Below are 14,695 nucleotides of genomic sequence, written 5' to 3' on the forward strand. Positions count from 1 at the left end.
ATTACGTTCATAAGATAATGAGGTTTGCATCATCAAGCAGATCAGCGCCAGGGCAATATCTTTTTATCTTAAATTTCGCTATAGGATTTAACAATTTGTTTACTGGTGCCTAAACCATCAATACCCAATTCAACCACATCGCCAGGTTTTAAATACCATGGCTCCGGTTTTTGTCCCAAACCTACGCCGGCAGGTGTGCCAGTAGTAATCACATCACCTGGCAAAAGGGTCATAAACTGGCTGATGTAGGAAACCATAAAAGGCACATTGAAAATCAGGTTCGAGGTATTGCCATCCTGTAAAGTTTTTCCGTTAACGGTTAACCAAAGACGCAGATTGTGTACATCGGCAATTTCGTCCTGTGTGGCAATAAATGGTCCGATTGGCGCAAAAGTATCGGCACTTTTTCCTTTAGCCCATTGTCCGTTACGCTCCAGCTGGAATTCTCGCTCGCTGTAATCGTTATGCAAAACGTAACCCGCAATATGATCCAAAGCATTTTCTTCACTTACATAACTGGCTTTTTTACCAATAACAATGGCTAATTCTACCTCCCAGTCGGTTTTTTTACTGTTTTTGGGGATGACCAGATCATCATTCGGTCCTACGATAGCAGAAGTTGCTTTAAAGAATAAAATCGGCTCAGTTGGAATAGGGGCATTGGTTTCGGCTGCGTGGTCTTTGTAATTTAAACCCACACAAATAATTTTTGAAGGGCGGGCCAAAGCCGGACCAAGACGCACGCCTTTATCTACCTGTGGCAAATCAGCAGATGCAATAGCTGATTTTAGTTCTGCCAAGCCGTCGCCGCCAAAAAATGTTTCGTTATAATCGCTGACCAATGCAGATACATCATAATAATTATCGCCGATGATCACTCCTGGTTTTTCTGCTCCTGCTTCTCCAAATCGTATTAATTTCATGTTAAAAAGGTTATATTTTGTATTTAAGAAGAATATTAATTGTTTAAAGTCGTAAATCCACCGTCAATCGGGTAATCACAACCTGTAATAAATGCGGCTTCGTCACTACATAAATATAAAGCCAGCGCACCGATTTCTTCAGGCCAGGCCATACGGCCAATCGGCTGCGTTTTGGATAATTTATCGAACATTTCAGGGATATTGTCCGGATAGTTCTTCTGTAAAAATCCGTCTACAAATGGGGTATGCACCCTTGCCGGAGAAATGGAATTACACCTGATGTTCTCACCGATATAATCTTTAGCTACACTCATGGTCATGGCTTTCACTGCGCCTTTTGCTGTACTGTACGCAAACCGATCCGGTAAGCCAACTAAGGCTGCAATAGAGGCCATATTAATGATTACACCTCCGCCAGCCAAACGGATTTGTGGAATGGCAGCATGAAGGCAGTTGTAAACACCTTTAACATTCACACGCATTACCCGGTCGAAATCACTTTCATCAGTCGTATCGGCTTTACCAATATGCGCAATACCAGCATTATTAACTAAAATATTGATGTTTCCAATTTGCTCAAAAACAGCTTTAACGGCATTGTGGTCTGAAACATCGCAGGCATAGCTAAAAGCCTGTTTTCCTGCTGCTTTAATTTCATCAAGCGTATCTTGTGCCTGTGCAACACCTAGTTCAATAATATGTACTTCGGCATCTTGTTTGGCCAGAATAATTGCAATAGCCCTGCCGATTCCACTTCCGCCACCTGTAACTACTGCCTTTTTATTTTTGAGTGAAAACATGTGTATTGTTTAAATTGATTGTTGATGTAATATACTTATGTTGATTTTGCACCCTTCACATTATAATTTGTGCTTGCTACCGCCTGAAAAGCGGTGGAATATTATAATTGATTAGAATACGACTACAAATAAAATAAATATTGTTGATTAAAAATTTTATCTTCTTGTCTAAATATTAACAGATATTGTCATACCAGCTGAAAAGCTTTAAACAGGCTTTACCTTGCATAAATTTTACAAAACGTAAAAGGCAATTTACTTATATTTGAATATTATTTTTATATTTAAATAATATTATAACCAAATATTATCCATTACCTAAGTTTAAAGGGTTTGTGATTTGAGCCAGATTAAATGAGAAAATTTCTGATTTTTATTTCCTGTTATTTTTTATCGATCTCTTTTTCAAGTGCCGGAAACCTCACTGATAAAAACATCTTAATATCTGCAGCTGCACATACAAGGATAAAGTTTGGTGCAGAACGGATTTTAAAGGCGCTGAATAAAATTGGTTACCAGACCAGAATAATACAACAGGCTAAAGCAGGGGGAAGCAAACCAGGTATTGTAATCGGCATATTCTCTGATGCGATTATAGCTGCTAAATTACCGGCAGCCGTAAAAAACACGATAGCCACCGCTAAAAAAGAAGCTTACGCCATTTATACAGATAAAAACGGAACCATTTATATCGTTGGTCATGATGCATCGGGTACTTTGTATGGCTGCATTGAACTGGCCGACCGAATTCATGATACCCGAAAATTGCCGACTGCTTTATCGCTTACCGATCAGCCTGAAATGGTGTTACGTGGCACGTGCATCGGTTTGCAAAAGCCGGAATATTTACCCGGACACGACGTTTATGAATATCCATATACACCTGAAACTTTTCCCTGGCTTTACGACAAGGCTTTATGGATTAAATATCTCGACATGATGGTGGAGAACCGCTACAACTCCCTTTATTTGTGGAACGGCCACCCGTTTTCATCCTTATTACGATTAAAAGCCTATCCTTACGCCTTAGAAGTAGATAATGCCACGCTCAAAAAAAACGAAGAAATTTTCAGGTTCTTAACGCACGAGGCCGATAAACGCGGCATTTGGGTAATTCAGATGTTTTACAACATTATTATTCCTAAACCTTTTGCCGATAAACACGGATTAAAAACACAGGATCGCAATCGACCAATTATCCCTTTGATTGCGGATTACACCAAAAAATCGATCACAGCATTTGTAGAAAAATATCCGAACGTAGGTTTAATGGTGGCATTGGGCGAAGCCATGGAAGGGGTTGGGCAGGATGATATCGATTGGTTTACCAAAACGATTATCCCCGGTGTGAAAGACGGTTTAAAAGCAGCCGGTATAAAAGATGAGCCGCCTATTGTTTTGCGGGCACACGATACCGATGCACCCAGCGTAATGAAAGCTGCTTTACCACTTTACAAAAACCTGTATACCGAAAATAAATTTAATGGTGAAGCTTTAACTACTTACACGCCACGCGGGGCCTGGGCAGAACTGAACCGTAAACTCACAGCCATTGGCACGGTAAATATCTCCAATGTACACATCCTGGCTAATCTGGAACCTTTTAGATATGGTTCAGCAGATTTTATCCAAAAATCAGTACAGGCTATGAACAAAATTTATGGCGCCAAAGGGCTGCACCTGTACCCGCAAGCCAGCTACTGGGACTGGCCGTATGCTGCAGATGATGTTAAAGGTCGTTTGTTAGAGGTAGACCGTGACTGGATCTGGTACAAGGAATGGGGCCGGTATTCGTGGAATTCGCAAAGAGACCGCACACGGGAAATAAACTATTGGGGTAAAGCACTGGCCGATAAATACGGCACCAACCTAATGGGTGGAAAGGCCATTCTAAATGCTTATGAAGAATCGGGAGAGATTTCGCCCAAACTCCTGCGCCGGTATGGCATAACTGATGGCAACCGACAGACTTTAACGCTGGGAATGTTAATGACGCAGCTCATTAATCCTTATCGTTACGGTATATTTACTTTAATGTACGAATCGGAAGCACCTGAAGGAGAAATGATTATTGATTACGCCGAGAAAGAATTTAAAAAGCTGGATCATATTGGCGAAACACCTGTGCAGATTGCCAAAGAAGTTGTGTTACATGGCCAGAAAGCTTTAGCTGATATACAAAACGCAGCCCCAACCGTAACTAAAGATACCGCAGAATTTAACCGGCTTAAAAACGACATGTATTGTTATGATGCCATGGCCAACTTTTACGCTGAAAAAGTTAAAGCCGCGCTCTGGGTATTACGCTATAAATACTCAAACAATGTGGACGATCTGGATCAGGCACTTCCTTTTTTGGAAAAAAGTGTAGCATACTATGCCAATATGGTTAAATACACCGAAAAAACTTATTTATATGCAAACAGTATGCAGACCAAGCAACGCAAAATTCCGATGCGTGGCGTAGATAAAACATTTATCCACTGGCGTGAAATGTTGCCGGTTTTTACCAGGGAACTCAATCATTTTAAACACAGTATTGATTCTTTAAAATCGGCTAAGCAAGGAGAAACAGCTAAAATCATCAACTATAAAGCAGCGGCAGTACAAATTTTAAATCATAAAGCGACTTATGTAATTGCTAAAGAGGCCTTGGTTTTTAGCGATACTACGGTCAAAATTAAAGAGCTTGCAGACGAGTTGCAGGGTTTAAAGGGCATTCAACTTTCCAAAGCCAGCCAAATTAAAAACGGAACCGAAATTAAGTTTAGTACCGCACAGCCCGTAAAATTGCTGGTTGGATTTTTTAACCGGAAAAACCCGCAGTATCTGGCAGCACCGCAACTGGAAACAGATGCAAGTGCCAATAACTATGGTCAGTCGGAAATTAAAATATCAAATGCGCTGGTTGCCGCAGGCTTCCCGCCGGTAAACGTACACGCTTACTCTTTTCCAGCCGGTACACATACCTTAAATTTAGGCAAAGGTGCTTGTTTGGTATTGGGTTTTATTGACGATAAACAGGGACTGCGGATTTTTAACGCAGGTTTGGACGGACATGGAAAAGATATAGACTGGTTATTTGAATGATGGTAAACACAAGAAATTTTATAACCACAGCGATATTATCGCTGTGTGCTTTTATGGGCATTGCGCAGCAAAAAACGGTTATCGGAACAGATAAACTGAAAAAGTATGTAACGTATTTTAATGCTATTGATACTGAGGCTGTAAAAAACTACATAACTAATGCCGAAGCCTTTAACTGGCTTTCGGGGCAGATTCCTTTATTCGAATGCCCGGACGAAGTGCTGGAGCAAAATTATTATTACCGCTGGTGGACGTATCGCAAGCATCTGGTCAAAACTCCGGAGGGTTTTATTTTTACCGAGTTTATTGAGCCTGTAAAACATGCAGGAAAATACAATTCCATTAGCTGTGCCTTAGGTCACCATCTTTACGAGGGCAGGTGGCTGAAAAACAACAGCTATTTACAGGATTATGTGAAATTTTGGCTCTACCATGCAGATGTAGGTCAGACCAAGCAACGTTTTCACCAGTTCAGCAGCTGGGTTGATGATGCTGTATACCAAAACTATCTGGTAAAACCCGATCAAAAATTCGTAAAGGATATTCTACCTGCATTGGATAAAGATTATGCCAAATGGGAATCAGAGCGGAAGCTTAAAAACGGCTTGTTCTGGCAAAACGACGTGAAAGATGGAATGGAGGAATCGATCAGCGGATCGAGGAAGGATCAAAACCAAAGGCCTACCATTAACAGCTACATGTATGGCAATGCTATTGCTTTAAGTAAGCTCGGTAAAATGTTTGGAGACAACAGCTTGGTCGCAAAATATAACCTTAAGGCTGATTCAATTAAAAAAATCGTCCAGGATAGTCTTTGGAATCCAGCTTCAGCTTTTTTCGAAACCAGGAAGGCAAAGGGCGGACATGCCGGGGTTCGCGAAGCCATAGGTTTTATTCCATGGGATTTTAATTTACCAGACGATAAAGCCAGCTACGCAAAAGCCTGGGATCAGTTGTTAGATACCGCAGGCTTTAACTCGCCCTGGGGCCTCACCACCGCGGAAAGGAGAAACCCGACGTTCAGAACGCGCGGTACGGGCCATAGTTGCGAATGGGATGGCGCACTCTGGCCGTTTGCCAGCTCGCAAACGCTTAAAGGATTGGCCAATCTGCTTACCAACTATAAACATCATGGTAAAATGAGCGCGGCCGTGTTCTATAAAGAGTTACATAAATTCGCTGCATCTCACACCAAAAATGGCAAACCTTACATCGGTGAGTACCAGGACGAGCGGAATGGCGAATGGTTAAAAGGTGATAATCCGAGAAGCAGCTTTTACAATCACTCTACTTTTTGCGATTTGATTATCAACGATCTGGTTGGCATCAAACCACGGGCAGACAATATATTGGAAATCTATCCGCTAATTCCCAAAACTCAATGGGATTGGTTTATCCTTGATAACCTTTCTTATCACAACAAGATTTTAACAGTATTGTGGGATAAAACCGGAAATAAATACAAAAAAGGTAAAGGATTTTTAGTATTTGAAGATGGAAAGATGATTTTTAAAGGCAAAGATTTAAAACCTTTAAAAGTATTGATGAATTAATAAGAACTCCAATCCATAGTGTTAAGCGCAGCGTCACTACGGATTATTGAATAGGCTTGAGTTTATAACTCAATAGCAATACGGGTCAAAGACTCTTTTCTATTCCAATCGGTAGCGTTTCGAACGCTACGGATAGATAGGATTAAACTGGGGCGATACAATCGCTAAGCTCGATCATCCCCGTTACAAACGAGGATGATCGTAAATAAAACCGTCATTGCGAACTGAAAGGCGGGGATGCGAATGGCGTGAAGCAATCTTTTTAAGAAAATTTGCTTGTATTGCAAGTATACCGAACATGGATACAGCAAAAAATAAATATTTAAACCTAATGAGATACATAATCAAGACCTTAATTTTTGCAATAGCAGTTATCGGTTACCTTAGCGTAAAGGCACAAGGGTACTATAACGTAATTGAATATGGCGCTAAAAACGACAGCAGTAAACTGGCTACTACAGCCATCAAAAATGCGATAGATGCGGCTTCAAAAGTGGGTGGAGGTACTGTATATTTTCCGTGTGGTAAATATTTAACAGGGCCAATCCATTTAAAAAGTAATATTACCATTTTAATTGATGCTGGTGCAGAGCTCCATTTCAGCGATAACTTTGACGATTACCTTCCGATGGTCAAAAGCCGATATGAAGGGGTAGATGTAACCAGCTTTTCGCCCTTGTTTTATGCCTATAAAGCCGAAAACATCTCGATTATCGGTCGTGGTATTATCGATGGACACGGTAAAAAATGGTGGAATTTTGTTGAAGGTTATAAAGAAGGGCAAACGGTATCGAACTGGCAAACCACCTTTGCCAGCCTAAATAAGGACATCATTTTACCGGACGATCCCAAACAAATGAAACGCGGCTTTTTACGTCCGCCGTTTATCCAGCCCATGTTCTGCAAAAATGTGTTGATCGAAGGCATTACCATTCGCAATTCACCATTCTGGACGGTTAATCCTGAGTTCTGCGAAAATGTGAAAGTTCATGCCGTAACCATAAATAATCCGCATTCCCCCAATACCGATGGTATTAACCCCGAATCGTGCAAAAACGTACACATTTCAGACTGCCACATCAGTGTTGGCGACGATTGCATCACCATTAAATCCGGTAAAGATGCACCAGGCAGGAAAATGGCAGTTCCGGCCGAAAACTATGTGATTACCAATTGTACCATGTTGTCTGGTCATGGTGGCGTGGTAATTGGCAGCGAAATGTCGGGCGATGTACGCAAGATAACCATTTCCAACTGCGTTTTCGATGGAACTGACCGCGGTATCCGCATCAAAACCGCACGCGGAAGGGGTGGTGTAGTAGAGGAGATCAGGGTGAATAATATCATCATGAAAAACATACAAGAACAAGCCATTGTACTCGATATGCAATACGCTAAAACCGAAGTTGAACCAGTTTCAGTACGTACGCCGGCATTCCGGAACATTCATTTCGCCAACATCACAGGGCAGGTAAACCAGGCGGCATATTTAAACGGGCTTAAAGAAATGCCCATCAGCAATGTTACTTTTACCGACATCAACCTTGATGCGAAAAGCGGTTTTTCGATTAGTAATGCTACAGCTATTGAACTACACCACGTAGCCGTTAATACCCAATTTGGCCCTGCAATAAAGGCAGCCCAGGTAAGTAACCTGATTATAGATGGGCTAAAAAACGACAAAGTACCTGCAGATGCAGCTGTTATAGACTTAACCAATACTTCTGACCTTTTTTTATACAATGCTTTTCCTTCATCTGGAGTAAATACATACTTAAAATTAAGTGGTGCTGAAACTAAAAATATATTTTTAGGCAACAATAATTTCAGAAGGGTGAAAACGCCAGTTAAAAAAGAAAAGGAAGTAATGGCCACTATAGAAATTATTTCGGGCGATAAAGTACAATAACATGAAATTTAAATCTTTAGCCACTTTAATTTTACCCATAATTGTTCAATCAAATGCCTGGACACAGCAAAACAACCATACTTTATGGTACAATAAACCTGCAGAAAAATGGACAGATGCATTGCCAATTGGTAACGGCCGCATTGGCGCCATGATTTTTGCGGGTACCACGGTCGATCATATCCAGTTTAATGAAGAAACTTTATGGACGGGAAAACCAAGAGATTACAACCGAAAAGGGGCATATAAATATTTAAAAGACATTAGAGAACTGCTTTTTGAAGGAAAACAAAAAGAAGCCGAAAGCCTTGCGCAGACACAGTTTATGGGTTTACAAAGCGAAGCCGGAGACAAAAATGCCTGGGTAAACCAAATGAAGGCCGGAAAAGGCTTAACGGGTAATCCTGCGTTGACCAATTTTGATGACAAAAACTGGAAAAACCTCAAAGTACCAGCTTTTGAGGGCTGGGAAACGGTTGGACTTGCCAATTTAGACGGATCGGTATGGCTTCGAACAACTTTCGATGTCCCTGAAAACTGGAATGGAAAAGATTTGATACTTGATCTTAACCGCATCCGTGATCAGGATTTTACTTACATTAACGGCACATTGGTCGGCAATACTGATAACAGTGAACCGAGAAAATACACCGTTCCAGCAAAACTGGTTAAAACAGGCAGCAATACCATTGCTATCCAGGTGCTTAATTATGCTGATAAGGGCGGTTTACTCGGCTATAAAGATACAAGCAAGAAAATTGGTATTTATCCGGTAGGATTAGATATTACACAAGGAGTTTCACTAGAAAAAGCATGGAAATATAAAATACAGGATGAAAAGCCACCTGCCATATCGCAGTATCAGGAAAGCTACCAACCCTTTGGTGACCTTAACTTATACTTTAAATTTAGTAAATTTTTGGTAAGCACTTATAAACGATCGCTGGATATCAGCACGGCGATAGCTAAAACTACTTTCACCAGCAATGGGGTAAACTATCAGCGCGAATATTTTGCCAGTCAACCCAACCAGGCTGTCGTTATTCATTTAAGTGCCAATAAACCTAAAGCCATCACCTTCGATGCCGAATTATCAAGTCCGCATCGCCGGTCGGCCGTTAAAATACTGGATAAGCAAACACTTGCCTTAACAGTTGCAGTTAACAATGGGGCATTAAAAGGAGAAAGCAGGTTAACGGCAATCGTTAAAAAAGGAAGTTTAAAAATTGCAAACGGAAAAATCAGTATAAATCAGGCAGATGAAGTTACGCTCTACTTAACTGCGGGCACTAATTTTATTAATGCGCAGGATGTTTCGGGCTTACCGGCTGCCGCCAATGTTAAAGCACTTAAAAGCCTCAAAGGGAAAACCTATGCTGAAATAAAACAGAACCACGTTAAAGAATACCAGCAATATTACAACAGGTTTGAGGTTAGTTTTGGGAGTTCAGAAAATGAACACCTACCAACAGATGAGCGTTTGAAAAAATTTTCAAGTTCCGGTGATGCTCCTTTTGCTGCTTTGTATATGCAATATGGACGGTATTTACTAATTTCAAGTTCAAGACCAGGAACGCAACCGGCCAACCTGCAAGGCATATGGAATGATTTATTAACCCCGCCATGGGGCAGTAAATATACCACCAACATCAACCTGGAAATGAATTACTGGCCAGCAGAAGTTTTAAACTTATCGGCCTTAAACGAACCCTTATTCAGGAAAATTGAAGGTTTAAGAAAAGCCGGTGGCGAAACGGCCAAAGCATATTACAATGCAAGGGGTTGGGTGCTACACCATAACACCGATTTATGGAATGGAACCGCCCCAATAAACGCTGCTGATCATGGCATCTGGGTAAGCGGTGCAGCCTGGTTATGCCAGCATTTATGGGAGCATTACCAGTTTAGCCCTGACCGGAAATTCCTCGAAAAAGAAGCTTACCCTTCAATGAAACAGGCTGCGCTGTTCTTTGTAGATTTTCTGATAAAAGATCCTAAAAAAGGCTGGTTAATCAGTACACCGTCTAACTCACCAGAAAATGGAGGTTTGGTAGCCGGGCCAACTATGGATCACCAGATTATCCGCTCACTGTTTAAGAACTGCATTGCCGCTGCCGATGTACTCCATACCGATACAGATTTTAAAAAAATACTGCAGGAAAAGTTGAAACAACTGGCACCAAATCAAATTGGTAAATATGGACAGTTGCAGGAGTGGCTAACCGATGAAGACGATACAACCAACAAACACCGTCATGTTTCACATTTGTGGGGCGTTTATCCCGGTAACGACATTACCTGGGATACTGATACCAAAATGATGCAGGCAGCAAAACAATCATTGCTGTATCGTGGAGATGACGCCACGGGCTGGAGTTTGGCCTGGAAAATAAATTTCTGGGCCCGTTTTAAGGATGGCGATCATGCCATGAAACTGGTAAAGATGTTGATGAAACCAGCCAATAACGGAGCCGGATCTTACGTAAATCTATTCGATGCACATCCGCCGTTTCAGATTGATGGCAATTTCGGGGGATCTGCCGGGATAGCTGAGATGATCCTGCAAAGCCATCAGGGCTATCTGGATATTTTACCGGCTTTGCCGACAGCGATGCCTACTGGCAACATCAGAGGTTTACAGGCCAGAGGTGGTTTTGAAGTAGATTTGAGCTGGGATAAAGGTACATTAACTTCATTTACACTGAAATCTAAAACCGGTGGAGATTGCACGTTACATTATAAAAATTTAGTGGTAGAACTGCACACCAAAGCAGGCGAAACTTATAAACTGAACGGAGATTTGAAATGATAAGTTGGTTGAGGAATTGTTTTGATAATATTTTTAATGGTAAAAGGTACGTGGAGACACGTCCCTTGGGCAAGGAAGTAATCCCCTTATTCAAACGCCATGTTTCATGTCAGCACGAACCAATAACCTATACTTCAAAGCATTTCTTCACCTTATTGTTACTGGGATTAGGCAGTATAAATTTCGTTAATGCTCAAATCCGGAAGACTATCTCTTTAAATAACAGTTGGCTTACTGTTGCCGATGAGAAAAGTGTAAATGCCTTTGAGGGTTTTCAGGCAGCCACTTATCATCCTAAAAACTGGAAAAGTGTAAATGTACCGCATAACTGGGATCAATACGAGGGCTACCAACGCAGGCTGCACGGTAACAAACACGGTTATGCCTGGTATCGCAAGAGTTTTAAAACAAATGAAATCAAGGCTGGAAAACGTTTCTTTTTGTATTTTGAAGGCGTAGGCTCTTATGCAACTGTTTGGCTAAATGGCCATAAGGTAGGCTACCATGCAGGTGGCAGAACTACCTTTACACTAGACATTACAACGGCGATTAAACTGAATAACGTTGAAAATATACTGGCAGTGAGGGCCGATCACCCGGCCAACATTCAGGATTTACCCTGGGTTGATGGCGGTTGTTCTACTGAACGTGGCTTTTCGGAAGGCTCGCAGCCTATGGGGATTTTCAGGCCTGTTCACCTCATCGTTACCAATGAAGTTCGCGTAGAACCTTTTGGTATTCACATCTGGAACGATAATAAAATTTCGGAAAAGGCTGCAGTTTTAAATTTCACTACAAGTCTTAAAAACTATGGTTCAAAAGACAGATCGCTTAAACTGATCAGTCAGCTTACAGAAGCAAATGGAAAAATAATACAAACCTTGAGCAGTACCATTCATCTCGGTCCACGGAAAGAAATGAATGTAGTACAGAAGACGGCTACCATAAGTAATCCGAAATTATGGTCGCTGGAAAACCCATATCTCTACACGCTTAAAACTACCCTCATTGAAAATGGAAAAGTGCTCGATGAGCAGCAAACACCTTACGGTATCCGATGGATTAGCTGGCCAATAGGGGAACAGGCTAATCAGAAAGTATTTTTGTTAAACGGAAAACCTGTATTTATCAATGGGATAGCCGAATATGAACATTTAATCGGACAGAGCCATGCTTTTAGCAATGCCCAAATCCGCTCGCGTGTGATGCAAATTAAAGCTGCAGGTTTTAATGCCTTCCGCGATGCACACCAGCCACACAACCTGCTGTATTCTAATTATTGGGATAAGGAAGGGATCTTATGCTGGACACAAATGGCTGCACACATCTGGTACGATAGCCCTGAATTTAGAAAAAACTTCAAAGCCCTTTTAACCGATTGGGTAAAAGAAAGACGAAATAGTCCTGCTGTGGTTTTATGGGGATTGGAAAACGAAAGCACTTTGCCTGAAGATTTCGCCCGGGAGTGCACCGAATTAATCCGTAAACTTGACCCAACCGCATCGTCACAAAGAAAAGTAACCACTTGTAATGGCGGCAAAGGCACCGATTGGGATGTTCCCCAAAACTGGACAGGCACCTATGGCGGCAACCCCTTAACTTATGGAGAAGACCTGCAAAGACAGGTTTTGGTAGGCGAATACGGCGCCTGGCGAACCATCGATCTGCACGATGTTGATGCAGCAGGAAAGGGTTATACCGAAAACAAAATGACCGCCCTGATGGAAACCAAAGTGCGTTTGGCCGAATCGGTAAAGGATAAAACTGCAGGGCATTTTTTCTGGCTGTATAGCTCGCATGATAATCCGGGACGCGTTCAGGGCGGCGAGGGACTTCGGGATTTAGACCGGGTTGGCCCTGTAAATTATAAAGGTATGTTTACGCCATGGGAAGAACCTACCGATGTTTTTTACATGTTCAGGGCTAACTATGCGCCAAAAGCAACACAACCAATGGTATACATCGTATCGCATACCTGGCCAAACCGCTGGAGCAGGCCCGGGATAAAAGATAGTGTGGTGGTATATTCCAATTGCGATGAAGTAGAGCTTTTTAACGATATTAGCGGTCAGTCACTTGGCAAAAAGAAGCGGGGTGTAACCGGCACGCATTTTCAGTGGAACAAACCCAATATCAAATATAATGTATTGTATGCGATAGGTTACGTTAATGGGAAAGCGGTTGCAAAAGATCAGCTTGTTTTGCAAAATCTACCGCAAAGCCCTGATTTCAATCAACTGGTTACCGATCAAAAAATAATAGCTCCCGAAAAAAACTACCACTATGTTTACCGCTTAAATTGTGGTGGTGATGATTATACTGATACCTACGGGAATCAATGGTCGGCAGACAGGAACTTAACGGCAAAAACTTGTTATGGTTCAAGCTCATGGACAAAAGATTTTCCGGGTATACCTGTTTTTTTTGCCAGTCAGCGCCGTACTTTTCAACCCATTGCAGGCACAACCGATTGGAAGTTATTTCAGACTTTCAGGTATGGCCGGGACCAGCTGAAATACCATTTTCCTTTGCCAGATGGCGAATATTTGGTAGAACTTTATTTTATAGAACCCTGGTTGGGCATTGGTGGTGGCTTAGACGCGAAAGGCATGCGCTTATTCGATGTGGCTTTCAATAGCAAAACCGTGATTAAAGATTTAGATATCTGGAAAGAAGCGGGAAGCAATACATTGTTGAAGAAAACCATCAAAACGACCGTAAAGGGTGGTGCTTTAACGATTCATTTTCCGGAAATAAAAGTTGGACAGGCAGTAATTTCGGCCATTGCCATAGCCAGTTCAAATCAAAATATCAAGCCTGCACCAGCAAGCCAATCGCTTCTGACCAAAATTAAAAATGCAGAAATACATAACTGGCTGGACATTGGAGAAGCACAATTTATTGGAGAAAAAACAAGCTTTACCAGCCTGCCTTCCAGCATATTTGGTTCCGAATGGCTAAAAGCTTCGCGCGGGCAGGAGGGCATTGAATTTACCGCAACGGACACGGCAGATACATTTGTTGCATTAAACCCCAATAGCCGTGTGCCAACAGGTTTTGAAGATACTAAAACCGCTTTGTTCAACAGCAGTGCAGAAAGCTTCCGGCTGTACCGTAAAAGGCTTAATCCAAAAGAGCGGATCATTTTTGATAGCCGCACGGCAAATGTTTTCGTTTTACCGGTTACACATTTACAACCTGCTTACGATCTAAAAAACACCGCCACCTACAAGGCTACCGATGCCATTTTAAAAGGTAACCACATTGTAAAAGAAGAGTTGATGGGCAAGGAGCGCGTTACTTTTAAAGCCAATACAGATGCCGTTCTAACCTGGAATTTCGCTGTAGGCGTTGCCGATCACTATTCGTTAACCATTAAATATCACAACCCTTTGGAGCAAAACCTGAAAGCTAAACTGGAGCTTTTATCAGCTGATGGTACTTTGATGAAAACAGAACAGGCAGAATTTGCACCAACCAAGGCAGGTAAATGGAACTATTTCAGCACCAATACCGGTAATATGATTAACGCAGGTGCCTATCAGCTAAGAATTACTGCCATCAAAACCAAAGGAATGAGTATTGATGCTTTGGATGTTCAATAAGATAAG

At 41.7% G+C, this 14,695-nt stretch carries 7 protein-coding genes; 5 read left to right on the forward strand and 2 right to left on the reverse strand.

Annotated elements, in window-relative coordinates:
- Positions 1–68 precede the first annotated feature (68 nt).
- Together ACIQXP_RS17615 and ACIQXP_RS17620 are read right to left on the reverse strand one after the other, a co-directional pair.
- On the reverse strand, positions 69–923 hold the full coding sequence (locus tag ACIQXP_RS17615) for a fumarylacetoacetate hydrolase family protein (protein WP_387506362.1): 855 nt from the start codon (positions 921–923) through the stop codon (positions 69–71).
- Between the two features lie 35 nt (positions 924–958).
- Positions 959–1,723 (reverse strand): SDR family NAD(P)-dependent oxidoreductase, encoded by a 765-nt coding sequence (locus ACIQXP_RS17620; protein WP_387506364.1) that lies wholly within the window; start codon positions 1,721–1,723, stop codon positions 959–961.
- A 354-nt stretch (positions 1,724–2,077) separates the two neighbouring features.
- Here ACIQXP_RS17620 and ACIQXP_RS17625 point away from each other — a divergent pair, with 354 nt between their 5' ends.
- The 5 genes from ACIQXP_RS17625 (at position 2,078) to ACIQXP_RS17645 (ending at position 14,689) form a co-directional block, all read left to right on the forward strand.
- Positions 2,078–4,813, forward strand: coding sequence for an alpha-d-galacturonidase (locus ACIQXP_RS17625; RefSeq protein ID WP_387506366.1), 2,736 nt, complete (start codon positions 2,078–2,080; stop codon positions 4,811–4,813).
- Positions 4,810–6,366 carry an MGH1-like glycoside hydrolase domain-containing protein gene (locus ACIQXP_RS17630; RefSeq protein WP_387506368.1) on the forward strand — a complete coding sequence of 519 codons (1,557 nt, stop codon included), beginning with the start codon at positions 4,810–4,812 and terminating at the stop codon, positions 6,364–6,366. The genes ACIQXP_RS17625 and ACIQXP_RS17630 overlap by 4 nt, the downstream gene beginning before the upstream one ends.
- Before the next feature lie 331 nt (positions 6,367–6,697).
- Positions 6,698–8,275, forward strand: a complete 1,578-nt coding sequence (locus ACIQXP_RS17635) for a glycoside hydrolase family 28 protein (protein ID WP_387506370.1) — start codon at positions 6,698–6,700, stop codon at positions 8,273–8,275.
- A 1-nt stretch (position 8,276) separates the two neighbouring features.
- Positions 8,277–11,084: a glycoside hydrolase family 95 protein gene (locus ACIQXP_RS17640; RefSeq protein WP_387506373.1), complete on the forward strand. Its 2,808-nt coding sequence runs from the start codon at positions 8,277–8,279 to the stop codon at positions 11,082–11,084.
- Between the two features lie 50 nt (positions 11,085–11,134).
- The gene (locus tag ACIQXP_RS17645) at positions 11,135–14,689 is read left to right on the forward strand and encodes a malectin domain-containing carbohydrate-binding protein (RefSeq protein WP_387506375.1); all 3,555 of its coding nucleotides are present in this window, start codon (positions 11,135–11,137) and stop codon (positions 14,687–14,689) included.
- The last annotated feature ends 6 nt before the right edge of the window (positions 14,690–14,695 follow it).

This window comes from Pedobacter suwonensis (assembly GCF_044762335.1).
Classification (GTDB): domain Bacteria; phylum Bacteroidota; class Bacteroidia; order Sphingobacteriales; family Sphingobacteriaceae; genus Pedobacter.